The sequence below is a fragment of the Bradyrhizobium sp. BRP56 genome (assembly GCF_020194035.1).
GTDB lineage: Bacteria > Pseudomonadota > Alphaproteobacteria > Rhizobiales > Xanthobacteraceae > Bradyrhizobium > Bradyrhizobium australafricanum.
Genome location: NZ_JADYVV010000042.1, coordinates 41,001 through 67,420, shown reverse-complemented (window position 1 = coordinate 67,420; position 26,420 = coordinate 41,001). Strand labels below are relative to the sequence as shown.

Sequence of the window (26,420 nt, the reverse complement as noted above, 5' to 3'; positions counted from 1 at the left end):
CGACTCGCACGCCTGCACACAACGAACGCAGACGATACCTTTGCCCCTCTCATGCAGCCAGCGCCATGCGGGGCAACTCACGACAAACTGACCTCGAAGCAGCTGATTTCACTCCGGGCTGTGCGTTTTTGCCACGCGGCACAGCCTTTGTCTGTCACCGCCACGACACGGTTCAAAAGGTTCCCTGGTGCGGCCTGTCGGCCTCGAGAGCTAAGTGGCGTCGCTTGCGCGCGCGCCGGCCGCAGCTTCGTCGAGCTTGCGATAGAGCGTCGAGCGGCCGATCTTGAGGCGGCGCGCGACCTCCGACATCTGTCCGCGATAATGCGAAATCGCGAAGCGGATGATCTCGTTCTCGAGATCTTCCAGGGGGCGCACCTCGCCCGCGGCATTGAGCATGGAAAGGCCGCCGGCGGTGGGCAGGGAGGCGACAACCGGTATTTCATTACCGGAAATCATGGCGGGGGCCGTGGAAGGCGACACCACCAGCGGCTCGCCCTGCAGCGATTTGCCGTCCGGCGCCGGATGCGCCGTTCCTTGCGGGAAATCGGCGAGCCCGAGCTGGTCGCCATCGCTCATCACCACGGCGCGATACACCGTGTTCTCGAGCTGGCGGATGTTGCCCGGCCAGTCGAGCTGCGCAAGGTGCGCCATGGCCTCGCCGCTGATCCCGGTGATGTTGCGGTTCTCCTCGGCGCAGAACCGCGCCAGGAAATGCCGCAGCAGATGCGGGATGTCTTCGCGCCGCTGTCGCAGCGCCGGAATGGTCAGCGGCAGCACGTGCAGGCGATAGAACAGGTCCTCGCGGAACTGGCCGCCTTTCACGAGATCGAGCAGCTTGCGGTTGGTCGCCGAGATGATGCGAACATCGACCTTGACCGGCTTGCGGCCGCCGACCGCCTCGACGGTGCCTTCCTGCAGGGCGCGCAGCAATTTCACCTGCGTGGCCAGCGGCAACTCACCAACCTCGTCGAGGAACAGCGTGCCACCATGCGCTTCGACGAACTTGCCCTGATGGCGCTCGGTGGCGCCGGTGAAGGCGCCCTTCTCGTGGCCGAACAGGATCGATTCGACGAGATTGTCCGGGATCGCGCCGCAATTCACCGCAACGAACGGCCTGGCCTTGCGTTCGCTGCTGCCGTGAATGGCGCGCGCGAACAGTTCCTTGCCGACGCCGGATTCGCCCTCGATCAGCACCGGGATCGTCGAGGATGCGGCCTTTTGCGCGGTGCGCAGCACCCCGGCCATCGCCTCGCTGCGGGTGATGATGTCGGAGAAGGTCAGCCGGCCCTCGCGGCTGTGGCGAATCCGCTGCAATTCGCCCTTCAGCGCCGAGGCGTTGAGGGCGTTGCGCAGGGAAACCTGCAGCCGCTCGAAGCCGACCGGCTTGACGACGAAATCCTGGGCACCGGCGCGCATCGCCGACACGACATTGTCGATGCCGCCATGCGCGGTCTGCACGATGACCGGGACGGTCAAACCAGCTTCACGAATTTTTGCGAGGACTCCGAGACCGTCGAGGCCCGGCATCACGAGGTCGAGCACGACGGCGTCAATCGCCTGCGTCTCGGATGCGGTCAGGGCCGCGATCGCCGCGTCGCCACTGTCCACGACGAGGGGCTCATAGCCGCACTTCTGCACCATGTTTTCAACCAAACGGCGCTGTACTGCGTCGTCATCGGCGATCAAAATGGTGGCAGCCATGGTTTTCCCCGCACGCTACGTTTATTTGTCTCGAATCGGGGCAATGTCGCCGATGCCGATTAACGCACTCTTAAATGTTGCAAACCCGCATTCATTCCGCCGCCGCCGACATCTTTCCGACTGAAGTAAGGTTACGAACAAGATGACCTCGCGCTCCAAAACTGCATCCAACAAGTCTGCCCTCAGCAAGGCCGCTCTCCGCAAGGAAGCCGCGTTGCGCAAAACGGCCGCGCAACGCAAATCGTCCGCAGGCGGCCCGGCCGCGAAAAAGGCAGCCAGCAAGACCGGCAAGCTTCCGGAATGGAATCTGGCAGATCTCTACTCCGGTATCGATGCGCCTGAAGTCGCACGCGACTTGCAGAAAATGGACGCAGATTGCGTCGCGTTTGAGACCGACTACAAGGGCAAGCTTGCCGAAAATACCGCCAAGGAAAACGGCGGAAAGTGGCTGGCCGAGGCGATCAGGCGCTATGAGGCGATCGACGATTTGGCTGGCCGTCTCGGCTCTTACGCCGGCCTGGTCCATGCCGGCGACAGCGTCGATCCCGCGATTTCGAAATTCTACGGCGATGTCTCCGAGCGGCTGACCGCCGCGTCGGTGCATCTGTTGTTCTTCTCGCTCGAGCTCAATCGCGTCGACGACGACGTGATCGAGCGCGCGATGGCCGAACCGGAGCTCGGCCATTACCGGCCGTGGATCGAGGATCTGCGCAAGGACAAGCCGTACCAGCTCGAGGATCGCGTCGAGCAGCTGTTCCACGAAAAGGCGCAAAGCGGCTACGCGGCCTGGAACCGGCTGTTCGACCAGACCATCTCCGGTCTGCGTTTCAAGGTCGGCGGCAAGGAGCTCGCGATCGAGCCGACGCTGAATCTGCTGCAGGACAAGGCGGGGGACAAGCGCAAGGCTGCCGCGCAGGCTCTCGCCAAGACCTTCAAGGACAATGAGCGCAGCTTCGCGCTGATCACCAATACGCTCGCCAAGGACAAGGAAATCTCCGACCGCTGGCGCGGCTTCCAGGATGTCGCGGATTCCCGCCATCTCAACAACCGCGTCGAGCGCGAGGTGGTCGATGCGCTGGTCGCCTCGGTGCGCGCGGCCTATCCGAAGCTGTCGCACCGCTATTACGCGCTGAAGGCCGGCTGGTTCAAAAAGAAGAAGCTGCCGCACTGGGACCGTAACGCCCCGCTGCCGTTCGCGGCGACCGGCACCATCGCTTGGCCCGAGGCGCGCAACATGGTGCTGTCGGCCTATAGCGGCTTCTCGCCCAAGATGGCCGCGATCGCCGAGCGCTTCTTCGACGATCGCTGGATCGATGCGCCGGTCCGTCCCGGCAAGGCGCCCGGCGCGTTCTCGCATCCGACCACGCCGTCGGCGCATCCCTATGTGCTGATGAACTATCAGGGCAAGCCGCGCGACGTGATGACGCTGGCGCATGAGCTCGGCCATGGCGTCCATCAGGTGCTGGCGGCGAAGAACGGCGCGCTGATGGCGCCGACGCCGCTGACGCTGGCGGAAACCGCAAGCGTGTTCGGCGAGATGCTGACCTTCAAGCGGCTATTGTCCCAGACCAGGAACGCCAAGCAGCGCCAGGCGCTGCTCGCGGGCAAGGTCGAGGACATGATCAATACCGTGGTGCGGCAGATCGCGTTCTATTCATTCGAGCGCGCGGTTCATACCGAGCGCAAGAACGGCGAACTCACCGCCGAGCGGATCGGCCAGATCTGGCTCAGCGTGCAGGGCGAGAGCCTGGGGCCGGCGATCGAGATCAAGCCGGGCTACGAGACGTTCTGGATGTACATTCCGCACTTCATCCACTCGCCGTTCTACGTCTATGCCTATGCGTTCGGCGATTGCCTCGTGAACTCGCTCTATGCGGTCTACGAGCACGCGTCCGAAGGCTTTGCGGAGCGCTATCTCGACATGCTCGCCGCCGGCGGCACCAAGCACTACTCCGAGCTGCTGCGGCCGTTCGGGCTCGACGCCAAGGACCCCAAATTCTGGGACGGCGGCCTGTCCGTCATCGCCGGCATGATCGACGAGCTGGAGGCGATGGGCTGAGGCCCATCGGCGTTCCGGCCGGGCCGGGCGGCAGCCGGTCCCGTGCCAGTTTCGTTCGGCGTTTTTTGCGCCTGGCGGCATGATCGTTCCATGATGCCTGCGTTTGGGAGGGCAATCCTGCCGAGGGGCTGCCGCGGCGTCGTCGCTCGATCGTCCGGATCGTGGACGATTTGCGCTTCAAATCGCCCGATCGGGACCGCGCCGTTGCCCTGCCTATCCGTTTGCGGTAATGCCTCGCGGAGGAACGCGAATTTCTGACTGGGGACAGCGATGGCAGACCATAGCGAAGTGGCCTACACGACCGCCGACGGCAACGATTACGTGGCGCATGAGCAGACCTATGAAGGGTTTCTCATGCTGGTCAAATGGGGCACCATCAGCGTCGCCATTATTCTCGCCCTGATGGCCTATTTCCTGGTCTGATCCTTAGATCGGCTAGCGGCGCCGCCGTCCCGCGGCGGTGCCGGAATTTCCTGTCGAAACCCGGATGTAAAAACCGGGTATCCAAATCTGGCGAAAATAACGCTAGTTTGAAGACGCGTGCGCCGCTCGCGCCGCCGGAGGGCCCATGAAGATTGCCGTTGCCAAGGAAATTGATCCGTCCGAGCCGCGGGTTGCGGCCTCGCCCGATACCGTGAAGAAGTTCAAGGCACTCGGCGCCGAGGTCGCGGTCGAGCCGGGCGCGGGCATCAAGTCGGGCCTTCCCGATTCGGAGTTCACCGCGGTTGGCGCCACCGTCAGCGCGGACGCGCTCAAGGACGCCGACATCATCATCAAGGTGAAGCGGCCGGAAGCCTCCGAACTGTCCAAATACAAGCGCGGCGCGCTGGTCATCGCGATCATGGATCCCTATGGCAACGAGGCCGCGCTGAAGGTGATGGCCGATGCCGGCGTGTCCGCCTTCGCGATGGAATTGATGCCGCGCATCACCCGCGCGCAGGTGATGGACGTCTTGTCCTCGCAGGCCAATCTGGCCGGCTACCGCGCCGTGATCGAGGGCGCCGAGGCCTTTGGCCGCGCCTTCCCGATGATGATGACCGCCGCCGGCACGGTTCCGGCCGCGAAGGTGTTCGTGATGGGCGTCGGCGTCGCCGGCCTGCAGGCGATCGCGACCGCGCGGCGGCTCGGCGCCGTCGTCACCGCGACCGACGTGCGCCCGGCCACCAAGGAACAGGTCGAATCGCTCGGCGCGAAATTCCTCGCCGTCGAGGACGAGGAATTCAAGAACGCGCAGACCGCCGGCGGTTACGCCAAGGAAATGTCCAAGGAGTACCAGGCCAAGCAGGCCGCGCTGACCGCCGAGCACATCAAGAAGCAGGACATCGTGATCACGACCGCGCTGATCCCGGGCCGTCCGGCACCAATGCTCGTCACCGGCGAGATGGTGAAATCGATGAAGCCCGGCTCGGTGCTGGTCGATCTCGCGGTCGAGCGCGGCGGCAATGTCGAGGGCGCGAGGCCCGGCGAAGTGGTCGAGACCGACGGCATCAAGATCGTCGGCTACACCAATGTCGCAGGCCGCGTCGCGGCGTCGGCTTCGGGGCTCTACGCGCGCAATTTGTTCTCGTTCATCGAGACGATGGTCGACAAGGCCAACAAGGCGCTCGCGGTCAATTGGGACGACGAGCTGGTGAAGGCCACCGCGCTGACCAAGGACGGCGCCGTCATTCATCCCAACTTCCAGCCGAAGTAAGGAGAGAAGCCATGGAGCATCTCGCGCAGGCCGTCGATCCGTTCGTGTTCCGGCTGTCGATTTTCGTCCTCGCCGTGTTTGTCGGCTATTTCGTGGTTTGGTCGGTGACCCCGGCGCTGCATACGCCGCTGATGAGCGTGACCAACGCGATCTCCTCGGTGATCGTGGTCGGCGCGCTGCTCGCGGTCGGCGTCGGCATGGTGTCGAGCGGTTCGGGCTGGGCCCGCGGCTTCGGCTTCGTCGCGCTGATCTTCGCCTGCGTGAACATCTTCGGCGGCTTCCTGGTCACCCAGCGCATGCTCGCGATGTACAAGAAGAAAGCCAAGTGAGCGGCAATCACCTCGGGGTGATGAGGATTTTGGGGGACCTGAGATGAGCGCCAATCTCTCTGCACTGTTGTACCTCGTGGCGGGGGTGCTGTTCATCCTGTCGCTGCGCGGCCTGTCGAGCCCGGCGTCGTCACGCCAGGGCAACATGTTCGGCATGATCGGCATGGCGATCGCCGTCGGCACCACGCTGGCGAGCCATCCGCCGGCCGACGGCGTGGCCTGGGTGCTGGTCATCCTCGCGGTCGCGATCGGCGGCGGCATCGGCGCCGTCATCGCGCGCCGGGTGCCGATGACCTCGATGCCCGAACTCGTCGCCGCGTTCCACTCGCTGGTCGGCATGGCCGCGGTGCTGGTCGCCGCCGGTGCGTTCTATGCGCCCGAGGCGTTCGACATCGGCACGCCCGGAAACATCCATCCGCAGAGCCTGGTCGAGATGTCGCTCGGCGTCGCGATCGGCGCGCTGACCTTCACCGGCTCGGTGATCGCGTTCCTGAAGCTGTCGGCACGGATGAGCGGCGCGCCGATCATCCTGCCGTTCCGCCACGTCATCAACATCGTGCTGGCGCTGGCGCTGGTGTTCTTCATCGTCGGCCTCGTGATGAGCGGCAGCGCGCTCGACTTCTGGCTGATCACCATCATCGCGCTGGCGCTCGGCGTGCTGATGATCATTCCGATCGGCGGCGCCGACATGCCGGTCGTGATCTCGATGCTGAACTCGTACTCCGGCTGGGCCGCGGCCGGCATCGGCTTCACGCTCGGCAATTCGGCGCTGATCATCACCGGCGCGCTGGTCGGCTCCTCCGGCGCGATCCTGTCCTACATCATGTGCCACGCGATGAACCGCTCGTTCATCTCGGTGATCCTCGGCGGCTTCGGCGGCGAGACCGCCGCGGCCGGCGGCGGCTCGGGCGAGCAGAAGCCCGCCAAGCTCGGCTCGGCGGATGACGCCGCCTTCATCATGAAGAACGCCTCGAAGGTCATCATCGTGCCCGGCTACGGCATGGCGGTGGCGCAGGCACAGCACGCGCTGCGCGAGATGGCCGACATCCTGAAGAAGGAAGGCGTCGAGGTGAAATACGCCATTCACCCGGTGGCGGGCCGCATGCCCGGCCACATGAACGTGCTGCTGGCCGAGGCCAACGTGCCCTATGACGAGGTGTTCGAGCTCGAGGACATCAACTCGGAGTTCGCCCAGGCCGACATCGCCTTCGTGATCGGCGCCAACGACGTCACCAACCCGGCGGCGGAAGAGGACAAGACCTCGCCGATCTACGGCATGCCGGTGCTGCAGGTCTGGAAGGCCGGCACCGTGATGTTCATCAAGCGCTCGCTCGCCTCGGGCTATGCCGGCATCGACAACCCGCTGTTCTACCGCGACAACACCATGATGTTGCTCGGCGACGCCAAGAAGGTCACCGAGAACATCGTCAAGGCGATGTAAGGCGGTAGCGATGGCGCTGAACCGGGAGTGGCATCGAGCGCATCGCATGCCGCCCCGGGCGACGCGCGAGCAGCGCATCAAGTGGCACGTCGCGCATGCGGCGGCGTGCGCGTGCCGGCCGGTCCCCGACAGCATCAAGGCGGACGTCGAGAAGCTGCTCAAGCTCCGCGGCAAGTCATAGCCGCGGCCACCGCTGATGGCACTGGCACTCGCAATCCTGAAATGGTTCCTGATCGCCGCGGTCGTCGTCTATCTCGGCGGGCTCGCGGTGCTGTACGTCAAGCAGCGCGAGCTGCTGTTTCCGATCCCGCCGGTCGGACGGACTGCGCCGGCAGCCGCGGGCCTTCCCGAAGCGGAAGAGCATGTCCTGACCACCGGCGACGGCGAGAAGGTCATCGTCTGGCACGTGCCGGCGAAGCCGGGCCGGCCGGTCGTGCTGTTCTTTCATGGCAATGGCGATTTCCTTGCCGGGCGCGTGGCGCGCTTCAAGGCCATCACGGCCGACGGCACCGGGCTTGTGGCGCTGTCCTTTCGGGGTTACGCAGGGTCGAGCGGCTCTCCGAGCGAGCAGGGACTGCTGCAGGACGCCGCGGCGGCTTACGCCTTCACCACCGCGCGCTACCGCGCCGAGCAGATCGTGGCTTGGGGTTTCTCGCTCGGCAGCGGGGTTGCGGTCGCGCTCGCCGCCCAACATCCCCTCGGCAAGCTGATCCTGGAGGCACCGTATACGTCGACGGCTGACGTCGCCGGCGCGCATTTCTGGTATGTGCCGGTCAGCCTCCTGATGCGCGATCAATTCCACTCCGACCGGCTCATCGCGCAGATCCAGGCGCCGCTCCTGATCATGCATGGCACCGACGATCCGGTGATCCCGCTTCGCTTCGGCGAGCGCCTGTTCGATCTCGCCCATGAGCCCAAGCAATTCGTGCGACTGCCTGGTGGCGGGCACGACAATCTCGACGATTTCGGTGCGATGGCGACGGCGCGGCGGTTTATCGACGCCGCGAGAGGCTGACGGCGGCGATTGTCTGTCGCATAATCGCGCTACCGAAGTGAGGGGACCCCACAATGAGCGCACACGGACCGATGCCGCGGTCGGCCTGGCTGTATCCCGTTCTGGCGGTGCTGTTGTTTGCCGCGGTCACGGCCACCGGTTACAGCTTCGCGCCATCGGCCGGGGGCTGGGTGTTTGCGGCGGTGCTGCTGGTGATTTTGTTCGGCACCGTGTTCGCGGCGGTCCACCATGCCGAGATGATCGCCGAGCGGATCGGCGAGCCGTTCGGCACATTGCTGCTGACGCTCGCGGTGACGATCATCGAGGTGGCGCTGATCTCGACCATCATGCTGGGTGAAACGCCGGCGCCGACGCTGGCCCGCGACACGGTGTTTGCGGTGGTGATGATCGTCTGCAACGGCCTGGTCGGGCTCTGCATCTTCATCGGCGGCTTGCGCTACAAGGAGCAGGATTTCCAGATCACCGGGGCGAACCTTTATCTCAGCGTGCTGTTCGTGCTCGCGACCATCACGCTCGATATGCCCAATTTCACGCTGACCTCTCCGGGCCCGGTGTTTTCCACGGCCCAGCTCGCCGTGGTCAGCGTCGTGACCGTGCTGCTCTATGCGGTGTTCCTCTACACCCAGACCATCCGTCACCGCGATTATTTCGTCAGCGGCGCCAATGAGGCGGCGGCGCATGGCGAGGTGATGTCGGACCGCATGACGGCGATCAGCGTTGCGCTGCTGCTGGTCTCGCTGCTGGCGGTGGTGCTGCTGGCGAAAAAATTCTCGCTGGTGGTCGATGTCGTCACCGTCAAGATCGGCGCGCCGCCGGCCTTTGCCGGCCTGGTGGTGGCGGCCCTGATCCTGTTGCCGGAGAGCGTTGCCGCAGTGTCGGCGGCGCGCAAGAACGACCTGCAGAAGAGCATCAACCTCGCGCTCGGCTCGTCGATCGCCACCATCGGGCTCACGGTTCCCGCGGTGGCGGTAGCCGCCTATGCGCTCGACAAGCAACTGGTGCTCGGGCTCAGCAACCAGCATATGCTGATCCTGCTGCTCACCTTCATGGTCAGCATGCTCACCTTCGGAACCGGCCGCACCAACATCCTGTTCGGGCTGGTTCACATGGTGGTGTTCGCGGTGTTCGTGTTCATGGTTTTCGTGCCGTAGAGCATGATCCGCTTAAAAAAATTGGAGAGAATGACGATGCTCAGTGCCAAATCGGATGTGCAGGTGGATACCGCGGAAGTCCGGGTGACCGAATGGCGCCTCGCGCCGGGCAGCGCCACCGGCCACCACACCCATGAGATGGACTATGTCATCGTTCCGATCACGGCGGGCGAGATGACGATCGTGGCGCCGAACGGCGAGCGCTCGAAGGCGCAGCTCGGAGCCGGCAAATCCTATTTCCGCAAGGCCGGGGTCCAGCACGACGTGCTCAACGAGACGGCCAGCGAGATCGTGTTCCTCGAGGTCGAACTCAAGCCCTGACGCGGCGCGAGAACCAAGCAAGGAACCCTGCACCCGCCGAATGGCAGGTCCGAGCCGGCGCGGCTGTGGAAATTCATAACCCGTTAACGGCTGCGCGATGATCTAGCAGGCGGATGCGGCCTGCGCAGGGGACGCCTCCGGCTGAAACCAAAGCGACACCAAAGGTGACGTCGGAACGGGGGTTTGCCACCGATCCGACGCAGTTGATCCCTGAATGTGCCTCAAAGTTCCAGCATGTAATACCGGGGTGGGGAGTGGCAGGTCATGCTGAGTTACCTGAAGAAATTTGTGATGGACATCTTACCCTCGGTGGCAGCGACCATCATCGGGGCGTACATCGTTAATCACTACATCGTGGCCAAGCCGGAAGCACCGGCAGCCGCAGCCGTGACCGCCGCAGTCGATCCCAAGGCAAATCCCAAGGCAGATCCGAAAGCCGCCGCCAAGCCCGCCACCGTCGTCAGCAGCCTCCCCGAAGCCGGTGTGAAGGCCAAGGGCATGTCCGAGCGCACGCTGATCGAGCGGTCGGCGTCCGAGAAGGCCACCGTCACCGAGAAGGCCACCGTCACCGAGAAGCCTGCCGAGAAATCGGCCGACCCCAAATCGGCCGACCCCAAATCGGCCGATGTGAAGCCTGACGCGCCGGCCGATACCGCCAGCATCCCCGCCGACACCCGCCATCATCCGGCGGCGCCGAAGGCCGTCGCGAAGGTCGCGCCCGTCGCGCCGCAGCCGGCCGCGCCCGCGACGTCAGCCGCACCGGTCGAGGCTGCTGTGACGCCCGAGGAAAGCCGCGACGCCAACGACCTCGCGCGCGCCGCCATCGAGCGGCTGCGCAAGGAGCGTCCCCAGGAGGCGGCGCGTTCCCAGGACGCTACGCGCACCGATCTCGCTCGCCTGCCTGAGGCGCAGCGTCCGGCAGCCACGTCGGCGATCCGGCCGTTGCCGCCGCCGATCATGGTGTCGAGCCCGTCCACTGACAATGTCGATCAATCCTCGCAGCCGCGTCCGCCCTATGCCGCCGGCGGCCAGGATTCCAACCGGCTGACGCCGCCGGCCGACATTCCGGTCCCTGTGGTGCAGGCCCCGCTCGACCTGCGCGCCGAGGCGATCATGCCGGCGCAGAAGAACGAGCGCACGTCCGTGACCGACGACATGTTCTCCGGCATGAAGTCGATGTTCCACGCCGTCCTGCCGAAGTAGCCGCAGCGCCGCTCGATCGTTCCTGACGGGTTGTCTTCACGCCAATCGCTAGCCGCCGGTGCGCGCCAGCCCGCTGCGCGCATTGCCGTCGCCTGGCCGCAGCGCGAGCGCGCGATTGTAGGACGCCGCCGCCTTGGCCTTGTCGCCGAGCCGCTCATAGGCCTGGCCGCGCGTGCTCCACGCCGCAACATTGCCGGGATCGGCCTGCACGGCCTCGTCGAGATCGCTGGCGGCCTGCTTGGCCTTGTCGAGCGCGAGGTAGCTGGTGGCACGGCCGACCAGGGGCTCGGCCTTCTGCGGCGACAGCCCGCTGGCCGCCGTGAAATCGTCGATCGCCTGCTGATGCTGTCCGCGGACCTGATAAATCAGGGCGCGGCCGTAGAGCGCCTGGATGTTGTAAGGGTCGGCCGCCAGCGCCTGTTCGAACTCCGCCATCGCCTCGTCGAGCTTGCCGGAGCGCGCCAGCACCTGAGCACGCGTGGTGTGATCCTTGGCGCTGTTGACGTCTTGCGGGGTGATGGTGTCGGCGGCGGGCTTGTCGGCGGTGGCAGCGGGCTTCGGCTTGTCGTCCGAGGAGCCCCATGAACCGAGGTCGAAGGAGCAGCCTGCGAGCGGCAGGCCGAGAAGCACTGCAATGATGACGAGATGCGGCGCGCAACGGCGCTGCGCGGGTCCTGGAAAGGGCGGGCGGGCTACCGGATCAGCCGTCATGCAAAATGCTCTTGCCGGTCGTTTTGCATGGGTACCCCGGAACGCGGCGTGCTTCAAAACGACAACGCGGGCCCGTGGCCCGCGCTGTTAGACTTCCATATCGGCAAAACGGTTCAGCGAGGGCCGCGACCGGCGCCTGCACCGCCCGGACGGCCGCCGCGGTCGCCACCGGGGCCAGCGCCGAACACCGGCTTCGGCTTCATCGGCAGCAGGCCTTCGCGCTGCAGCTTCTTGCGCGCCAGCTTGCGCGCGCGGCGCACGGCTTCGGCCTTTTCGCGGGCCTTCTTCTCAGACGGCTTTTCGTAGTGACCGCGGAGCTTCATCTCGCGGAAAATGCCCTCGCGCTGCATCTTCTTCTTCAGCGCCTTCAGGGCTTGGTCGACATTGTTATCGCGGACGAGAACCTGCACGCGGCATCCTCTTTTGAATTGATCGGTTCGGAATTCTGGCGAGGTGAAGGGGCGGCAAAAGGCCTGCCTCTTAACCCTAGGCGCGCGCATGTATCAGACAAACGCGCAGATGTCCACCGGTCGAGTGACTTTCGGGCCTAGTAAAGCCACGAAATAGGGCGAAAATGCCATTGTGCGGCCCTGATTTGGGTGGTTTGGCGCCCAGATGAGGGCCGCTCCCGGCGTTTTGGATAACCCGGACATTGGAAATAGGGGAGATGCGAGATGGAGATGAAGAAATACGCTGCCGAGGCCATCGGTACGTTCTGGCTCACATTCGCTGGCTGCGGCAGCGCGGTGATCGCGGCCGGCTTTCCGCAGGTCGGGATCGGCCTGGTCGGCGTGTCACTGGCCTTCGGGCTGAGCGTGGTGACCATGGCCTATGCGATCGGCCATATCTCGGGTTGCCACCTCAACCCGGCCGTGACGGTCGGGCTCGCCGCGGGTGGGCGTTTCCCGGGCGGTCAGGTGCTGCCCTACATCATCGCGCAGGTCGTGGGCGCGATCATCGCGGCCTGGCTGCTCTATGTGATCGCGAGCGGCGCGCCCGGCTTCGATGTCAGCAAGGGCTTTGCCTCCAACGGCTATGACGCGCACTCACCCGGCCAGTACAACATGGTGGTGTGCTTCATCACCGAGGTGGTGATGACCATGATGTTCCTGTTCATCATCATGGGATCGACCCATGGCAAGGCACCCGCCGGCTTCGCACCGCTTGCCATCGGCCTCGCGCTGGTGATGATCCATCTCGTCAGCATTCCCGTCACCAACACCTCGGTGAATCCGGCGCGCAGCACCGGGCCGGCGCTGTTCGTCGGCGGCTGGGCGCTGGGGCAGCTCTGGCTGTTCTGGGTCGCACCCCTGATCGGCGGTGCGCTCGGCGGCGTGATCTATCGCTGGCTCAGCGACGAGCCGACCGGCATCGTCGCCGGCGCGAAGACGGCGTGATCGGCGAGAGCGTTTTCGAGCGAAGTGGACGCCGGTTCGCGTGAAGAAAACGGGTAAACAAAATTCCAGAGCATCGGTTCTGATTCAATCAGAACCGTTGCTCTAATGATCCCATTTCCATCGATGCGACGAAGGCGGCTATCGGCCGCGTGTGGAATTATCCCTTGCGGGCCGGCGTCACTTCGGTGACGTGTCCCATCTTGCGGCCGGGGCGCGGCGTGCCCTTGCCGTACAGATGCACTGTGGCGCCGGGAACGGTGAGCCACTGCTCGTAGCTCAGGATGTCGTCGCCGATCAGGTTGGTCATGACGACGTCGCCGTGGCGCACCGGCTTGCCCAGCGGCCAGCCGGCGATCGCGCGGATGTGCTGCTCGAACTGTGAGATCGAGGCGCCGTCGAGCGTCCAGTGACCGGAATTGTGCACGCGCGGCGCGATCTCATTGACCAGCACCGTCGCCTTGCTGCCGTTGCCGGGCACCGCGAACATCTCCACCGCGAGCACGCCGACATAGTCGAGCGCCGAGGCGATCTTTTCGGCGATCGCGCGCGCCTGTGCGGCAAGCTCATCGGGGATTGCGGCCGGCGCGCGGGAAATTTTCAGGATGTGGTCACGATGCTCGTTCTCGGTGACGTCGAAGCATTCGACTTCGCCGGACGCGGAGCGGGCCGCGATCACCGAGATCTCGCGCTCAAACGGCACGAAGGCCTCGAGGATGGCCGACTTGGTGCCGAGGTCCTGCCAGGCCTGCTCGAGATCGTCGCCGTCGCGGATGATGGCCTGGCCCTTGCCGTCATAGCCGAAGCGGCGGGTCTTGATCACCGCGGGCAGGCCGATGCGTTCGATTGCCGTGCGCAGCGTGTCGACCGAGGACACGTCGGCGTAGTCGGCGGTGCCGATGCCGAGCTTGCTGATGAAATCCTTCTCGATCAGCCGGTCCTGCGTGGTCTCCAGGATTTTGTAGGCCGGCAGCACCGGGCGCCGCGCGGCGAGCACCATCGCGGTCGCGGCCGGGACATTCTCGAATTCATAGGTGACGACGTCGACGTCGTTGGCGAACAGTTCGAGCGCCTCGACGTCGGCATATTCCGCGCAGGTCGCGTTCTGCACCACGTCGAACGCCGGGGAGTCCGGATCCGGCGAAAACACCTGGCAGCGGAGCCCGAGGCGCGCCGCGGCCATCGCCAGCATCCGGCCCAATTGCCCGCCGCCGAGGATTCCAATGGTGTCGCCCGGCTTCAGCTTCACTGCGTTCGAAGCCGTCACGCCGCGCCCTCCGGATGCTCGTTGACCGCGTCGGTCTGCTGCTTGCGCCAGGCCGCAAGGCGGGCCGACAGAGCCGGATCGTTGAGTGCGAGCACGCTCGCCGCGAGCAACGCGGCATTGATCGCGCCGGCCTTGCCGATCGCCAACGTCCCGACCGGGACGCCGGCCGGCATCTGCACGATCGAATAGAGCGAATCGACGCCTGACAGCGCCTTCGACTCGACGGGAACCCCGAACACCGGAAGCTCGGTCAGCGCGGCCGTCATGCCCGGCAAATGGGCGGCGCCGCCGGCGCCGGCAATGATCACCTTGTGGCCGGCTGCCTTGGCGCCCTTGGCAAAGGCATAGAGCCGATCCGGGGTGCGGTGGGCCGAAACGATGCGCGTTTCGCAGGCCACGCCGAGCGCAGCCAGCGTCTCGGCGGCATGGCGCATGGTTTCCCAGTCGGACTGACTTCCCATGATGATGGCGATCGGAGCGGTCATCTCTTCAATTCTGTGCAGGAATCCAAAAGCATAGGCCGATTATAGGGACGGCCCGGGCGTCATCCAAGGCGTGGCAAGGGAGTTAGAATGGACTATCCTGTCTTGGTGAATCCCGGCAAGCCTTCATAAGCAGGCCTCAACAAGGATGCGCATGAAGAAGAAGACGACGTCGGCCGCCTCCGGGGCCGCGAAACGACGGAAAGGCGCGCCCGCCGCACGCAAATCCAGGCCGGCCAAGACTGCAGCCAAGCGGGCTGGCACCAAACGGGCTGGAACCGGAGCTTCCACGCGGGGCGCGGTCGCATCCGGCGACAAATCGACCATCCGCAGCTTGCGGGCGCAGCTGGCGCGGGCGCAGGCCCGGATCGAGGAGCTGCAGGCCTCCGCCGAGACCGACTTCCTGCTCGACATCTTCAACCGGCGCGGATTCGAGCGCGAGCTCGCCCGTTCGCTCTCCTTCATCAAGCGCTATCAGGCCTCCGGTGCGCTGATCGTGCTCGACGTCGATCGCCTCAAGCCGATCAACGATGCCTTCGGTCACGCGGCGGGCGACGAGGTGCTGAAGGCGATCGTTGCTGCGATATCGGATCAGGTGCGCGCTTCCGATGTGATCGGCCGTCTCGGCGGTGACGAGTTCGCCGTGCTGCTGTGGAATCTCAGCGAGATCGATGCCCGCGCCAAGGCGGCTGCGCTGGAAGAGGCGATCGATCGGTTGACCTTCATGTTTCGTAACAGCCAGGTCACCGCAGGCGCCTCCGCGGGCGTTGCGATCCTCACCGCGCATTCGGATATCGATCGCGTGCTCGATGAGGCCGACCGTGCGATGTACGTGCGCAAGGCCCAGCGGCGCCACGAATCCCGAGAATTATAACGCGCTCAAATCCTCCGGCACATTGCCGTAAGCACGCAACAGCTTGGCATCGCCGAATTCGCCGATCGCAGGATTGCCGGTGCGGCTGAACGCGACGGCGCCGATGCTGCCGGGCATCCGCGACATGGTCTCCGCGCGGCGCAGCGCGACCGCCGAGCTCTGGCATTCCTCGGCATTGCCGGCGACCGGCGTGCCGTCATCATCCTGCATGAAGGGCAGTGCCACGTAATAGGTTACATCGGCCATCGCTGTGCTCCCTGAAGATCAGGCCAAGGATCAGGCGGCATCGCTCGCCGCCCGGGTCTGCGCCGGCACGCAACCGGCGGTGATCGCTGCCTGCAATTCCTCAAGCTCGGCTTCCAGATATTCGTTGGCCATGATCAGCGCCTTGATGGTGCTGCGCAGGTTGCCGTCGCACATCGCGATCGCCTGATCGCAGGCCTTCTCGTAGCGGCTGTTGTCGGGCAGGGACGGCGGTGCGGACATGGCGAAACTCCCTCTGATGGCTGGCGGCTGGGCCGATATGTTCTCTTTTTGTTCATGTGGAGTCAAGCGCCGAGAGAACGCCTTGCTTCCGTTGCCGCGAACGTGAAGCCGGTGAGGCGCTGTGGATTACGGGGAAAACCGCCGCCCGGCCTGAACCGAAAGCGCCGAACCGCGAAGGCGCGCGCCGCGGCGCGCGTCAGGCAATGATGTCGGGCGTGATCTGATCTTCGATGAAGGCGATGCGATCGCGCAGTTGCAGCTTCCGCTTCTTCAAGCGTTGCAGCATCAACAGATCCGGCGCCGGCGACTGGTGTAGCGCGTCGATCGCGGCATCGAGGTCGCGGTGCTCTTGTTGCAGCCGCGCGAGCTCGGCGATTAGTTCGCGCTCATCCTGATCGTTCATGGTTGTGTATTAACTGATAAGCACGATGAGGTTGTTACGGCGGAAGTCGCCGCTCGCCGGAATATCCTCCTTGAACGCGCGCCGCGCAAGCCGGACCGGTTCCATAGTCACGATTGGTTACAGATAAACCGAAATGAGTGCGTGCGGCATTTCGCGTCCCCCATCGACAGCGCCGTCCACTCGTGTACACTCGGCGGTCCGGATCGAACCTGAGGTTTAACGCACCGAGGAGTGTTCGCAATGGCAATACAGGCCCATCTCATTGAGTTGGAGCGTAAACACAAAATACTCGAGAACGAACTGCACGAAGCGCTCGTTCACCCCTCTGTAGACGACCTGCATATTTGCGAGCTGAAGCGCCGCAAGTTGATGGTCAAGGATCAAATCGAGCGGTTGAGACTGTCCGCCGACGACACGGTCCACTAGACCGCCCCCCTGCAAATTAGCAAATAGCCTGGCCTTTCACCGAGGGATGAACGCCCAAGTGCGCGCGCATCCCCCGGACGGCCATACTGTATTTGCTCAGAGTTCCGCTAGCTCGCCGACATGGTCGGCGACCGCGAGGGACGATGTCAGTCCGGGCGATTCAATCCCGAACAGGTTGATCAGGCCCGCGACGCCGTGATCGGCCGGTCCCTGGATCAGGAAGTCCTGGGTCGCCACCGCCGGCGGCACGATCTTGGGGCGGATTCCCGAGTAGCTCGGCATCAGCGCGCCGTCAGGCAGGGCCGGCCAGTATTTCCGGATCGCCGGATAGAACCGCTCGGCCCGATCAGGGTCGACGGCGTAATCGATGTGATCGATCCATTGGACGTCGGGGCCGAACCTCGCCTGTCCGGCCATGTCGAGCGTCAGGTGCACGCCGAGCCCGCCGGGTTCCGGCACCGGGTAGATCAGCCGCGAGAACGGCGCCCTGGCGCTGCAACTGAAATAGTTGCCTTTGGCCAAATAGGCCGTTGGAATCAATTCGATCGGCATGCCCTCGACGTTGCGCGCGACTGCCGTCGCGCCGAGTCCGGCGGCATTGACCAGGAGATCGCAGGCCAGCGTCATCGGCGCCGCGCCGCCGGCCTCGATCTCGAAGCCGTCGGCGGTGGCCCTGGCGTGGAGCAGCGGCGTATGGAAGGCGAACGCCGCCCCGGCCGCCTCGGCGTCACCGCGCAGCGCCAGCATGTAAGCATGGCTGTCGATGATCCCGGTCGAGGGCGACAGCAGCGCTGCGTCGCAATTCAGCGCCGGCTCCAGGGCGCGTGCCGCGTCACCGGACAACAGCTGCATGTCGTCGACGCCGTTGGCCTCGGCATGCGCGCGGATCGACTGCAGCTTCTCGGTCTCCGCGGGCGTGGTGGCCACGATCAGCTTGCCGCAATTCTTGTGCGGGATGCCGTGCTCGGCGCAGTAGCGGTAGAGCGCCCGCTTGCCGCTGACGCACATCCGCGCCATCAGGCTGCCGGCGCGGTAGTAGATGCCGGCGTGGATCACCTCGCTGTTTCGCGACGAGGTCACCGTGCCGATCCCCTCGGCCTCCTCGAGCACAATCACTTCGCGGCCGGCCTGTGCCAGCCGCCGCGCCACGGCGAGGCCGATCACCCCCGCACCGACGATCACGCAATCAACCCTGTCCATCTCGTCCTTCAGGTCCGAAAATTTCCGCCCGGCCACGCCCTGACCGCTGCCGCCAACATCGTTCAGCCGATCCGGCCGCTTTGGGCAAGTGCTTATTAGGCAAGTGCTTGGGCCATCTCAAAAAGTTGGGAAGCCATGCCCTGTTAGTGGAGCATTAATCATGTCAGGGCAATTGCCATAAATTAAGTCAGCATTTTCCGGTTGCATCAGTACGCGTTTACCCGATCCAAACCGCCGGAGCCGGACACTCGCCCCGGAAATCCGCGGGTGATCGATGGCTGGCAGGAAGGTGCAGGCGGGCGGGAAGAATTCGATTCCGGCAAGGGCCGTGCTCTGCCTGATCGCCGCCGTCGCGCCGTGCGCTGCAGCCCGGGCCGGCACCGGCGCGTTCGCGCCGTCGAGCTATCTGGGCAGCCTCGATCCCGGCGTGGTCTGGGAGCTCCTGATCGGCAGCGTGGTGGTAGCGTCCTTTTTCGGCGCGGTTGGGCTGTGGATCCTCTCGGCGCTGCGCAAGGCCAAGCGCGCGCAATTGCGGCGCAACGCCTTCGTCTCGTCGGCCCTCAACCATTTGAACCAGGGCGTGGTGATGACCGATGCGCAGGAGCGCATCGTGTTCTGCAACGACCGCTATCTCGACATCTACGGCCTGTCACGCGCCGACATCAGGCGCAACATGACCGGCGTCGAGCTGCTGGAACTGCGCCGCGACCGCGGCGTGCTCGACCTCAGCGCCGAGGATTTCTTCGCCAAGGCCGCGGCGCCCGAGGGACTGGTTACCGAGCTGCCCGGCGGCAGGTCGGTGCTGGTGAAGTATTTTCCGCTGCCGAACGGCGGCTCGGTCGCGACCCATCTCGATTGCACCGACCAGCGCAAGCTGTCGCGCAAGCTCGCCTCGACCACGCAATTCCTGGAATCGGTGCTCGACAATGTTCCCGTCTGCGTCGCGGCCAAGAACATCGAGGACGGCCGCTACATCTTCGCCAACCGCGCATTCGAGCGCTTCTCGCGCTTCTCGCGCGATCACATCGTGGGCAAGCGCGCCGACGAGATCTTCCGCCCCGAGACCGCCGCCAGCATCGACACCGCCGACCGCGCGGCGCTGAACGCGGCGGAAGGCTATCACCGCAGCGAATTCTTCGTCGAACGCGGTTCGGACAAGCGGATCCTCGCCTCCAACCGCGTGATCGCCCGCAATGAGGCCGGCGAGCCGGAATTCCTGATCGCACTGTTCGAGGACGTCACCGATCGCCGCTCGCTGTCGCGCGAGCTCGAGAACAACAAGAAGTTCCTCGAGCTCGTGGTCGACAACATCCCGGTCTCACTGATCGTGCAGCGGGTCAGCGACGGCCGCTACCTCCTGGCCAACCGAAGCGCCGAGACGATCCTCAATCGCCGCCGCGAGGACGCCGCCGGCCTGACCGCGTCCGACATCTTCAATGCGCGTGAAGCCAAGCTGATCATCGCCCGCGACGAGGCCGCGATCAGGAAGCGCAGCATGATCGCCGAGGAGCATCCGATCTCGACCAAGGACGGCCTGCGGCTGTTCCTGACCCGCCGCATGACCGTGCTCGACGATGTCGGCGAGCCGCAATATCTGATCAAGACCCATGAGGACGTCACCGACCGGCGCCAGACCGAGTCGCGGATGGCCCACATGGCCTATCATGACGGCCTGACCGATCTGCCGAACCGCGCCGCCTTCCTGCAGGCGCTGACCCAGATGATCGAGGCCTGCGACGGCACCGACGAGGAGTTCGCCGTGCTCTGCGTCGATCTCGACGGGCTGAAGGAGATCAACGACGTCTACGGCCACGCGATGGGCGACAAGGTGCTGATCGAGGTCGCGCAGCGCTTGCAGGCCGTGGCACGCGGCGGCGTGGTCGCGCGGCTGTCCGGCGACGAATTCGGCCTCATCATCGACGGCAAGCAGCCGGTCGCCGGCATCGCGCTGGCCGAGCAGGCCGCCGAGGCGCTCGGGCAGGATTTCCTGATCGACGGCAAGTCGGTGCGGACCGGCCTCACCACAGGGATCGCGGTGTTCCCGGACAACGGATCCGACGCGGCGTCGCTGCTGGCCAATTCCGGCGCGGCGCTGTTTCGCGCCAAGGCGAAGTCGCGCGGCACGATCTCGATCTTCGAACCGGAGATGGACCAGCAGATTCGCGATCGCCGCGTGCTGCACCAGGAGCTGTCGGTCGCGATCAAGAATGGCGAATTGTCGCTCTACTACCAGCCGCAGGCCGCCGCGGGCGGCAGCGTGGCGGCCAGCCAGATCATCGGCTTCGAGGCGCTGGCGCGGTGGCACCATCCGGTGCGCGGCTTCGTGCCGCCCGGCGACTTCATTCCGCTTGCGGAAGAAAGCGGCCTGATCGTCGAGATGGGCGAATGGATTCTGCGCGAAGCCTGCCGGGAGGCCGCCTCCTGGGCGATCCCGCTGCAGGTCGCGGTGAACCTGTCGCCGGCGCAATTCACCCATGGCGACCTCGTCGGCCTCGTGCATTCGATCCTGCTCGAGACCGGGCTCACGCCGGACCGGCTCGAGCTCGAAATCACCGAGGGCGTGCTGATCGAGGATTTCGACCGCGGCCTGTCGCTGCTGCGGCGGCTGAAGGCGCTCGGCGTCCGCATCTCGATGGACGATTTCGGCAGCGGCTATTCCTCGCTGAGCTACCTGCAGGCGTTTCCGTTCGACAAAATCAAGATCGACCGCGCCTTCGTCATCAATCTCGGCCGCAACCCGCAATCGGCCGCGATCGTGCGCGCGGTGATCGATCTCGGCCACGGCCTTGAAATGTCGATCGTCGCCGAAGGCGTCGAGACCGAGGCGCAGCTCGACTTTCTCGCCGAAGAAGGCTGCGACGCGGTGCAGGGCTATCTGATCGGCAGGCCGGCCCCGATCGGTCAATTTGCCGCGCTGGTCGGTGGCGACCAGCTTGCCGAAACCGTGCGCAGAGCCGGGTAACTGCCCCGAATGGGCGGGCCGGCACGGCCGGCTGTGCTTGCCATCCGCTGCACGTCCGGCTACATCTCGGCCCACCACATCATTTCAGCCGAGAAAGGAGGGCCGCGTCGTGGCGAGATACACCGATCCCCACCTCAAGCGTGGCCCCGTCAACGCCCTGCAGATGCGTTTGCAGGGCTGACCGGAAACTCGCGCTAAATCCTTCCTGGTCTGCCCTTCGTGGCCGTGCGGCGTCGAACGCTTGAGCGTTCGCGCCTGCACATCAATCCCTCGCCGCGCTTCGACACGCACATCCTATGATGGCTGGATGCCTCTGGATGTCGTCGTGATCGCCGGCAAGACCAGAGAACGATCGTGACCCTCATCAATGTCCGCAATCTCGGCGTGACGCTGAACGCGCCGCTGTTTTCCGAACTGAATTTCGTCGTCAATGCCGGCGACCGCATCGGGCTGGTGGCCGCCAATGGCCGCGGCAAGTCCACGCTGCTGCGCTGTATCGCCGGCCGCATGGAGCCCAACGAGGGCGACATCACCCGCGCGCGCGGACTGACCGTCGGCCATGTCGAGCAGGATGCGCCGCCAAGACTGCTGGATACGCCGTTCCATGCCGCCGTGCTCGAGGCGCTTCCCGGCGAGCAGCGCGCCAGCGAGGGCTGGCGGGTCGACGTCGCCTTGCAATCGCTCGAGGTGCCGGAGGAGCTGTGGACGAGACCGCTGAAGCAGCTGAGCGGCGGATGGTTGCGGCTTGCGGTGCTCGCCCGCGTGCTGGTGACCGAGCCCGACGTGTTGCTGCTCGACGAGCCGACCAACCATCTCGACCTCGCGAAGATCGGCCGGCTCGAGGGCTGGCTGAACGCGCTGCCGCGCGAGATGCCGGTGGTGATCGCAAGCCACGATCGCGCCTTTCTCGATGCGACGACCAACCGGACGCTGTTCCTGCGCCCGGAGCGGTCGCAGCTGTTCTCGCTGCCCTACACCGCGGCGCGTACCGCGCTCGACGAATTCGATGCCTCGGACGAGCGGCGCTATCAACGCGACATGAAGGCCGTGCGGCAGCTCCGGCAGCAGGCCGCGAAGCTCAACAACCTCGGCATCAATTCCGGCAGCGACCTTCTGCTGTCGAAGACCAGGCAATTGAAGCAGCGCGCCGAGAGACTGGAGGAGACGGCGAAGCCCGCGCATCTGGAACGCTCGGCCGGAACGATCCGGCTCGCCAACCGCGACACCCATGCCAGGGTCCTGATCAGGCTGAACAACGCCGGGATCGCCACACCCGACGGCAGGCTGTTGTTCAGGACCGGCCAGCAGTTCATCTGCAAGGGCGACCGGATTGCGCTGCTCGGGCCGAATGGCGCCGGCAAGACCCGCTTTGTCGCGGCGCTGCGGCTGGCGATCGAGAATGCCGCAGCGGCACCGGCCGAGATCCGGGCTACCGAGTCATTGGTGCTTGGCTATTGCGACCAGGCGCTGGCCGATCTCGCCGATAGCGACACGCCGATGCGCATGCTGACGCGGCGCTTCGAGGTCGGCGATCAGCGGGCGCGCGGCCTGCTCGCCGGTGCCGGGCTCTCGATCGAGATGCAGGGCCGACCGATCGGGCGGCTGTCGGGCGGGCAGAAGGCCCGCCTCGGCATGCTGGTGCTGCGGCTCACCCAGCCGAACTTCTATCTGCTCGACGAGCCGACCAACCACCTCGACATCGAGGGCCAGGAGACGCTGGAGGACGAGTTGATGGAACAGCAGGCCAGCTGCCTCCTGGTGTCGCACGACCGCCAGTTCGTGCGCACGGTGGCCAACCGGTTCTGGGTGATCGAAGGCAGGAAGCTGATCGAGGTCGATGGACCGGAACAGTTCTTTGCTGCGGCCGGTGCGGATTAGCGCGTGATGGATAGCCGTCGCGAAGACGGTGTGCCTCTCCCGCTTGCGGGGCCGTCGCAGGAGGAGCGCTGCCAAAATATCGAAAACAACCCCATGCAAAGTAGCCGGCGGCGGCCGGCGTTCGAGCAGGCCACTTGACATGTCGGGCAACTCAGGGGCATTATTCCAATATTCCGAAATCGTGCAAACGTACGATCGCCCCCGCAAGCGGGAAGGTGAGTGTGCCGTGATTCACCCGGACATCATGTAGTCCAGCGCCGCGCCTTGACGCATTTTTCGTGCGAACCCGTCTTTTGTTCGCATTGAAATGCGATAGGCGTTGCGCATGGCGGACTACGACGTCGCGATCATCGGCGGTGGCCTGAACGGCACGAGCATTGCTCGTGATGCCGCCGGCCGCGGCCTGCGCGTGATCCTGCTGGAGCAGGGCGATCTCGGTTCCGGCGCATCGCAGGCTTCGCCGCGGCTGGTCCATGGCGATCTGGCCGGGCTGGAACGGCGGGAGTTCTTCCGCGTCCGCCGGGCGCTGAGGGAACGCGACGTGTTGCTGCGCATTGCGCCGCATCTGGTGCGGCCGGTGCGCTTCGTGATCCCTGCTCATGCCGAGGAGCGGCCGCCGTGGCAGTTGCGGTCGTTGCTGCTGCTCTACGAGCGGCTGACCTCGCGCAGCGGTCTGCCGCGCTCGGCAACGCTCGATGTCACCCACCATCCCGTCGGCAATGCGCTGAAGCGGCCGTTCGGAACCGCGTTCGAATACTCCGACTGCGTCGTCGACGATTCCCGGCTCGTCGTGCTCACCGCCGTCGATGCCGCAGCGCGCGGCGCCGATATCCGCACCGGCGCGCGCGTGACCCGGGCCGAGCGCGGCGAGACCTGGCGGCTGGTCGCGATCGACCGCGGCTACCGGCGGGCGATCACGGCGCGGGCGCTGGTCAACGCGACCGGCGCGTGGACCGCTTCGGTCGCCGACATCGTGCTGCGCGTGCCCGCGCCGCAGCTTGCGACCGTGCAGATCAGCCAGATCGTGGTGCGCCGCCTGTTCGACTGCGACAACGTCTATGTGTTTCAGAACCCTGACGGCCGGTTGATCTTCGCCAGTCCCTACGAGCGCGACTTCACCCTGATCGGCAGCGTCAGTCATCCCTTCAAGGGTGATCCGGCGGTGGTCGCAATTGGTGTGCGCGAGGAGGCCTATCTCTGCGACGCCGCCAATCGCTACTTTCGCGAACAGATCGCTCCAGTCGATGTGCTGCGGACCGTCTCCGGTGCCAATTCCGTGCTCGTGCCCGCGCGCCGGCACATGAGCGATGGCGCAGCGCTGCTCGATATCAGGCGCGGCAAGGCGCCGCTGCTCACGACCTTCGGCGGCGACGTCACCACCGCGCGGCGCCGCGCCGAGCGGGCAGTGTCGGAGTTCACGCGGTTTTATCCGATGACGCCGCGCTGGACCGCAACGGCGCCGCTGCCGGGCGGCGAGTTCGCGTGGCAGCGCTTCGAGACCGAGGTCGACATCGCCCGCGACCGCTGGCACTTCCTCGGCGAGGCGCAGGCGCGGCGGCTGGTGGCCGCCTATGGGCTGAACGTCAGGGATGTTCTGGGCGACGCCAAAGAGAAGGCCGATCTTGGCCCGGCGTTCGGACCCGAACTGACCGGCGCCGAGGTGCGCTACCTCATGCGCAAGGAATGGGCGCGCTTTGCCGACGATATCCTGTGGCGCCGCTCCAAGCTCGGGCTGATCATGCCGCAAGCCGATCGCGACGCGCTCGCGGCGTTCATGGCGAAGATGGATTAGCGCAGCTCTCAAACCTCCCCTTGCAAAGGGGAGGTCGCTTTGCTCGCAGAGCAAAGCGGGTGGGGATCTGCTCTCTCCGCACGCACCGTCGTATGCGGCCGGACCCCCATCCCGACCTTCCCCCTTTCAGGGGGAAGGAGGAGAGCTCGAGCAGCGGCTATTGCCGGGCAGCCTCCTGTGACCAGGCGAGGTCGCGCCGGGACGGACGGCGATGCAGCCGCTCCGAGATCAGGCTCGTTGCCTGCCGGCCCTGGCCGGCGCGCAGGCATGCGACGATAAATGTGTCCTCCCACAATTCGCGTTGCGCATGGCTGCCGCCGATCCGCACCAGTTCGGGCATCAGCGGCGCAAGGATGCGCACGGCGTCGTGGTGATCGCCGGCGGCGAAGGCCGCGATCCCGCGGCCGAGCCCGATCGCCGCGGGGCCGGGCGCCAGCCTGCCGTCGGCGTCGCGCGTGGCCATCTCGACCAGCCGCGCCTCGAGCGCGTCGTTGTTGGTCGTGGCTGCGACCAGCGCGTGGTGCACGTCGGCGAAATGCGCGCCGGCCTTCGGGAAGTAGCCGTCGCCATAGGTGGCGACCTCTTTCCAGTGCTGCTCGAGACCGGTCTTGCCGGCGACCGTCAGCCGCCACAGCAGCGAGGCCGTGTCGGTGAAGATATTGAGCGGCGGATAGGGCCGGCCCGCCGGCTTGATGTGCTGCTCGTAAATGTCGAGCGCGCTGTCGGCATCGCCTTCCTCGATCGCAATCAAGGCCAGGTGCCAGGCGAGATGGCCCTGCAGGAAACTGGTGCGATCATTCGCCGGTAGCCAGGCGGAAAGGAAGCTGCGGCCTTCCGCCGCGTCGCCCTGCTCGAACAACGCATGCGCGACCGCGTGCGCGGCGCCGGCGTTCTCCGGCTTCAGCGCATAGCCGCGCTCGGTGATGGCGCGGCCGGACACGACATCGCCGGCCTCGGTCTTCGACCAGCCGAGATAGGTGAGGAACCACCAATCGTCGCCATAGTCGCCGGCGTAACGCTCGCAGACGGCAAGCCGCGCGGCGTCATGATCGGGCCGGCCGGAGAACGCATAGAGGCCGAAGGCGCCGAGCAACAGCGACAGCACCTGCGCATCGCGCGGATATTCGCTGAGATGCTGCTCGGCCGCGGCCATCGCCTTCTTGCCTTGGCCCTCGATCACAGACGCGATGATCTCGATGTGCTGGCGCTCGCGCGGGCTTGCGGCCGCGGCCAGCTGCCGTGCATCGGCCGCCTTGGCGCGGGCCTTGGCGCCTTCCATGTTGAGCTGGTGCACGCGGGCACGGCCGACATGGGCCGTCGCGAAATCGGGGTCCTCGGCGATCGCGGCCTCGAACGCCGCATCGGCGCCGTGCAGCGCCGCCAGCATGCGATCGACGCCGTCGACATAATAAGCGGCGGCGCGGTCCGAGCTCGTCGTCAGCGGCAGGCCGTAGCGGTCGTGAATCATCGGTTGCCCCTCGAATTTGGCTGCGAAGTCTAGCAGAGGCGCGGACGCCGACAATATTGCGGGAGATGTTCTTGAGGCGGTTGAGCCGGTGGCGATCCGCCGCTAGCTTGCCGCCAGAATCGGACCTTACGGGGAATCGGGGCTGACGGACGTGACATCGGGCG

At 65.6% G+C, this 26,420-nt stretch carries 26 protein-coding genes; 16 read left to right on the top strand and 10 right to left on the bottom strand.

From position 1 onward, the window contains the following. Window positions 1-210 precede the first annotated feature (210 nt). The gene (locus I6F38_RS26855; RefSeq protein ID WP_225162442.1) at window positions 211-1,701 is read right to left on the bottom strand and encodes a sigma-54 dependent transcriptional regulator; all 1,491 of its coding nucleotides are present in this window, start codon (window positions 1,699-1,701) and stop codon (window positions 211-213) included. A 142-nt stretch (window positions 1,702-1,843) separates the two neighbouring features. On the opposite strand from I6F38_RS26855, the gene I6F38_RS26850 reads away from it, so the two are divergent. From I6F38_RS26850 to I6F38_RS26805, 10 genes are all read left to right on the top strand, one after another. Further along, window positions 1,844-3,760 carry a M3 family oligoendopeptidase gene (locus tag I6F38_RS26850; RefSeq protein ID WP_225162441.1) on the top strand — a complete coding sequence of 639 codons (1,917 nt, stop codon included), beginning with the start codon at window positions 1,844-1,846 and terminating at the stop codon, window positions 3,758-3,760. 270 nt (window positions 3,761-4,030) lie between these two features. Next, entirely contained in the window at window positions 4,031-4,183 is a 153-nt protein-coding gene (locus tag I6F38_RS26845) for an aa3-type cytochrome c oxidase subunit IV (RefSeq protein WP_092080774.1), read from the top strand. 145 nt (window positions 4,184-4,328) lie between these two features. Continuing rightward, the gene (locus I6F38_RS26840; RefSeq protein ID WP_225162440.1) at window positions 4,329-5,453 is read left to right on the top strand and encodes a Re/Si-specific NAD(P)(+) transhydrogenase subunit alpha; all 1,125 of its coding nucleotides are present in this window, start codon (window positions 4,329-4,331) and stop codon (window positions 5,451-5,453) included. Window positions 5,454-5,464: 11 nt separating this feature from the next. Continuing rightward, window positions 5,465-5,782, top strand: a complete 318-nt coding sequence (locus I6F38_RS26835) for a proton-translocating transhydrogenase family protein (RefSeq protein ID WP_016841609.1) — start codon at window positions 5,465-5,467, stop codon at window positions 5,780-5,782. A gap of 43 nt (window positions 5,783-5,825) precedes the next feature. Further along, window positions 5,826-7,223, top strand: coding sequence for an NAD(P)(+) transhydrogenase (Re/Si-specific) subunit beta (locus I6F38_RS26830; protein ID WP_018268744.1), 1,398 nt, complete (start codon window positions 5,826-5,828; stop codon window positions 7,221-7,223). A gap of 10 nt (window positions 7,224-7,233) precedes the next feature. Beyond that, complete coding sequence (locus I6F38_RS26825; RefSeq protein WP_225162439.1) at window positions 7,234-7,404, top strand: hypothetical protein; 171 nt, start codon at window positions 7,234-7,236, stop codon at window positions 7,402-7,404. 15 nt (window positions 7,405-7,419) lie between these two features. Further along, the gene (locus tag I6F38_RS26820; protein ID WP_225162438.1) at window positions 7,420-8,238 is read left to right on the top strand and encodes an alpha/beta fold hydrolase; all 819 of its coding nucleotides are present in this window, start codon (window positions 7,420-7,422) and stop codon (window positions 8,236-8,238) included. Between the two features lie 53 nt (window positions 8,239-8,291). After that, the gene (locus I6F38_RS26815) at window positions 8,292-9,389 is read left to right on the top strand and encodes an ionic transporter y4hA (RefSeq protein WP_092080788.1); all 1,098 of its coding nucleotides are present in this window, start codon (window positions 8,292-8,294) and stop codon (window positions 9,387-9,389) included. A 36-nt stretch (window positions 9,390-9,425) separates the two neighbouring features. After that, on the top strand, window positions 9,426-9,710 hold the full coding sequence (locus I6F38_RS26810; protein ID WP_028340624.1) for a cupin domain-containing protein: 285 nt from the start codon (window positions 9,426-9,428) through the stop codon (window positions 9,708-9,710). 264 nt (window positions 9,711-9,974) lie between these two features. Continuing rightward, window positions 9,975-10,913, top strand: a complete 939-nt coding sequence (locus tag I6F38_RS26805) for a hypothetical protein (RefSeq protein ID WP_225162437.1) — start codon at window positions 9,975-9,977, stop codon at window positions 10,911-10,913. Between the two features lie 48 nt (window positions 10,914-10,961). Here the strand turns inward: I6F38_RS26805 and I6F38_RS26800 are convergent, their stop codons facing one another. Both I6F38_RS26800 and rpsU read right to left on the bottom strand, forming a co-directional pair. Continuing rightward, window positions 10,962-11,624: a tetratricopeptide repeat protein gene (locus I6F38_RS26800; RefSeq protein ID WP_225162436.1), complete on the bottom strand. Its 663-nt coding sequence runs from the start codon at window positions 11,622-11,624 to the stop codon at window positions 10,962-10,964. A 113-nt stretch (window positions 11,625-11,737) separates the two neighbouring features. Beyond that, on the bottom strand, window positions 11,738-12,034 hold the full coding sequence (gene rpsU, locus I6F38_RS26795; RefSeq protein WP_021078544.1) for a 30S ribosomal protein S21: 297 nt from the start codon (window positions 12,032-12,034) through the stop codon (window positions 11,738-11,740). 264 nt (window positions 12,035-12,298) lie between these two features. On the opposite strand from rpsU, the gene aqpZ reads away from it, so the two are divergent. Then, window positions 12,299-13,021 (top strand): aquaporin Z, encoded by a 723-nt coding sequence (gene aqpZ / locus I6F38_RS26790; RefSeq protein WP_057019013.1) that lies wholly within the window; start codon window positions 12,299-12,301, stop codon window positions 13,019-13,021. A gap of 157 nt (window positions 13,022-13,178) precedes the next feature. Here aqpZ and I6F38_RS26785 read toward each other — a convergent pair whose 3' ends face one another. Both I6F38_RS26785 and purE read right to left on the bottom strand, forming a co-directional pair. After that, entirely contained in the window at window positions 13,179-14,285 is a 1,107-nt protein-coding gene (locus I6F38_RS26785) for a 5-(carboxyamino)imidazole ribonucleotide synthase (protein WP_225162435.1), read from the bottom strand. Beyond that, window positions 14,282-14,770, bottom strand: a complete 489-nt coding sequence (purE, locus tag I6F38_RS26780; protein WP_028335999.1) for a 5-(carboxyamino)imidazole ribonucleotide mutase — start codon at window positions 14,768-14,770, stop codon at window positions 14,282-14,284. The genes I6F38_RS26785 and purE overlap by 4 nt, the downstream gene beginning before the upstream one ends. A gap of 145 nt (window positions 14,771-14,915) precedes the next feature. Between purE and I6F38_RS26775 the strand changes: the two genes are divergently transcribed. Then, window positions 14,916-15,641, top strand: a complete 726-nt coding sequence (locus I6F38_RS26775) for a GGDEF domain-containing protein (protein ID WP_225162434.1) — start codon at window positions 14,916-14,918, stop codon at window positions 15,639-15,641. On the opposite strand, the gene I6F38_RS26770 is transcribed toward I6F38_RS26775, so the two are convergent. The 3 genes from I6F38_RS26770 to I6F38_RS26760 form a co-directional block, all read right to left on the bottom strand. After that, a complete protein-coding gene (locus I6F38_RS26770; RefSeq protein ID WP_225162433.1) occupies window positions 15,636-15,887 on the bottom strand; it encodes a hypothetical protein in 252 nt (83 codons plus the stop codon). The genes I6F38_RS26775 and I6F38_RS26770 overlap by 6 nt on opposite strands. 30 nt (window positions 15,888-15,917) lie before the next feature. Further along, a complete protein-coding gene (locus I6F38_RS26765) occupies window positions 15,918-16,127 on the bottom strand; it encodes a hypothetical protein (protein WP_028336001.1) in 210 nt (69 codons plus the stop codon). Window positions 16,128-16,323: 196 nt separating this feature from the next. Continuing rightward, window positions 16,324-16,530 carry a DUF465 domain-containing protein gene (locus I6F38_RS26760; protein ID WP_016847372.1) on the bottom strand — a complete coding sequence of 69 codons (207 nt, stop codon included), beginning with the start codon at window positions 16,528-16,530 and terminating at the stop codon, window positions 16,324-16,326. Window positions 16,531-16,770: 240 nt separating this feature from the next. Here I6F38_RS26760 and I6F38_RS26755 point away from each other — a divergent pair, with 240 nt between their 5' ends. Beyond that, window positions 16,771-16,956 (top strand): DUF465 domain-containing protein, encoded by a 186-nt coding sequence (locus I6F38_RS26755; protein ID WP_016847370.1) that lies wholly within the window; start codon window positions 16,771-16,773, stop codon window positions 16,954-16,956. Between the two features lie 96 nt (window positions 16,957-17,052). On the opposite strand, the gene I6F38_RS26750 is transcribed toward I6F38_RS26755, so the two are convergent. Continuing rightward, on the bottom strand, window positions 17,053-18,156 hold the full coding sequence (locus I6F38_RS26750; protein WP_225162432.1) for an NAD(P)/FAD-dependent oxidoreductase: 1,104 nt from the start codon (window positions 18,154-18,156) through the stop codon (window positions 17,053-17,055). A 274-nt stretch (window positions 18,157-18,430) separates the two neighbouring features. Here I6F38_RS26750 and I6F38_RS26745 point away from each other — a divergent pair, with 274 nt between their 5' ends. The 3 genes from I6F38_RS26745 to I6F38_RS26735 all read left to right on the top strand — a co-directional run bounded on the left by I6F38_RS26745 (window position 18,431) and on the right by I6F38_RS26735 (window position 24,788). Continuing rightward, a complete protein-coding gene (locus I6F38_RS26745) occupies window positions 18,431-21,118 on the top strand; it encodes an EAL domain-containing protein (RefSeq protein ID WP_225162431.1) in 2,688 nt (895 codons plus the stop codon). A 354-nt stretch (window positions 21,119-21,472) separates the two neighbouring features. Further along, window positions 21,473-22,996: an ABC-F family ATP-binding cassette domain-containing protein gene (locus tag I6F38_RS26740; RefSeq protein ID WP_225162430.1), complete on the top strand. Its 1,524-nt coding sequence runs from the start codon at window positions 21,473-21,475 to the stop codon at window positions 22,994-22,996. A 325-nt stretch (window positions 22,997-23,321) separates the two neighbouring features. After that, on the top strand, window positions 23,322-24,788 hold the full coding sequence (locus I6F38_RS26735; RefSeq protein ID WP_225162429.1) for a glycerol-3-phosphate dehydrogenase: 1,467 nt from the start codon (window positions 23,322-23,324) through the stop codon (window positions 24,786-24,788). Window positions 24,789-24,945: 157 nt separating this feature from the next. On the opposite strand, the gene I6F38_RS26730 is transcribed toward I6F38_RS26735, so the two are convergent. Continuing rightward, window positions 24,946-26,175 carry a tetratricopeptide repeat protein gene (locus I6F38_RS26730; RefSeq protein WP_225162451.1) on the bottom strand — a complete coding sequence of 410 codons (1,230 nt, stop codon included), beginning with the start codon at window positions 26,173-26,175 and terminating at the stop codon, window positions 24,946-24,948. Window positions 26,176-26,420: the final 245 nt, after the last annotated feature.

What these genes read in the sequence shown, in the direction of transcription:
- I6F38_RS26750 (WP_225162432.1), bottom strand. Translation starts at nt 18,156, where the DNA reads ATGGACAGGGTTGATTGCGTGATCGTCGGTGCGGGGGTGATCGGCCTC.
- I6F38_RS26730 (WP_225162451.1), bottom strand. Translation starts at nt 26,175, where the DNA reads ATGCTGGCGGCGCTGCACGGCGCCGATGCGGCGTTCGAGGCCGCGATC.
- I6F38_RS26845 (WP_092080774.1), top strand. Translation starts at nt 4,031, where the DNA reads ATGGCAGACCATAGCGAAGTGGCCTACACGACCGCCGACGGCAACGAT.
- I6F38_RS26825 (WP_225162439.1), top strand. Translation starts at nt 7,234, where the DNA reads ATGGCGCTGAACCGGGAGTGGCATCGAGCGCATCGCATGCCGCCCCGG.
- I6F38_RS26775 (WP_225162434.1), top strand. Translation starts at nt 14,916, where the DNA reads ATGCGCATGAAGAAGAAGACGACGTCGGCCGCCTCCGGGGCCGCGAAA.
- purE (WP_028335999.1), bottom strand. Translation starts at nt 14,770, where the DNA reads ATGACCGCTCCGATCGCCATCATCATGGGAAGTCAGTCCGACTGGGAA.
- I6F38_RS26805 (WP_225162437.1), top strand. Translation starts at nt 9,975, where the DNA reads ATGCTGAGTTACCTGAAGAAATTTGTGATGGACATCTTACCCTCGGTG.
- I6F38_RS26770 (WP_225162433.1), bottom strand. Translation starts at nt 15,887, where the DNA reads ATGGCCGATGTAACCTATTACGTGGCACTGCCCTTCATGCAGGATGAT.
- I6F38_RS26830 (WP_018268744.1), top strand. Translation starts at nt 5,826, where the DNA reads ATGAGCGCCAATCTCTCTGCACTGTTGTACCTCGTGGCGGGGGTGCTG.
- I6F38_RS26755 (WP_016847370.1), top strand. Translation starts at nt 16,771, where the DNA reads ATGGCAATACAGGCCCATCTCATTGAGTTGGAGCGTAAACACAAAATA.
- I6F38_RS26850 (WP_225162441.1), top strand. Translation starts at nt 1,844, where the DNA reads ATGACCTCGCGCTCCAAAACTGCATCCAACAAGTCTGCCCTCAGCAAG.
- I6F38_RS26855 (WP_225162442.1), bottom strand. Translation starts at nt 1,701, where the DNA reads ATGGCTGCCACCATTTTGATCGCCGATGACGACGCAGTACAGCGCCGT.
- I6F38_RS26840 (WP_225162440.1), top strand. Translation starts at nt 4,329, where the DNA reads ATGAAGATTGCCGTTGCCAAGGAAATTGATCCGTCCGAGCCGCGGGTT.
- I6F38_RS26800 (WP_225162436.1), bottom strand. Translation starts at nt 11,624, where the DNA reads ATGACGGCTGATCCGGTAGCCCGCCCGCCCTTTCCAGGACCCGCGCAG.
- I6F38_RS26745 (WP_225162431.1), top strand. Translation starts at nt 18,431, where the DNA reads ATGGCTGGCAGGAAGGTGCAGGCGGGCGGGAAGAATTCGATTCCGGCA.
- I6F38_RS26765 (WP_028336001.1), bottom strand. Translation starts at nt 16,127, where the DNA reads ATGTCCGCACCGCCGTCCCTGCCCGACAACAGCCGCTACGAGAAGGCC.
- I6F38_RS26735 (WP_225162429.1), top strand. Translation starts at nt 23,322, where the DNA reads ATGGCGGACTACGACGTCGCGATCATCGGCGGTGGCCTGAACGGCACG.
- I6F38_RS26835 (WP_016841609.1), top strand. Translation starts at nt 5,465, where the DNA reads ATGGAGCATCTCGCGCAGGCCGTCGATCCGTTCGTGTTCCGGCTGTCG.
- I6F38_RS26820 (WP_225162438.1), top strand. Translation starts at nt 7,420, where the DNA reads ATGGCACTGGCACTCGCAATCCTGAAATGGTTCCTGATCGCCGCGGTC.
- aqpZ (WP_057019013.1), top strand. Translation starts at nt 12,299, where the DNA reads ATGGAGATGAAGAAATACGCTGCCGAGGCCATCGGTACGTTCTGGCTC.
- I6F38_RS26810 (WP_028340624.1), top strand. Translation starts at nt 9,426, where the DNA reads ATGCTCAGTGCCAAATCGGATGTGCAGGTGGATACCGCGGAAGTCCGG.
- I6F38_RS26815 (WP_092080788.1), top strand. Translation starts at nt 8,292, where the DNA reads ATGAGCGCACACGGACCGATGCCGCGGTCGGCCTGGCTGTATCCCGTT.
- I6F38_RS26760 (WP_016847372.1), bottom strand. Translation starts at nt 16,530, where the DNA reads ATGAACGATCAGGATGAGCGCGAACTAATCGCCGAGCTCGCGCGGCTG.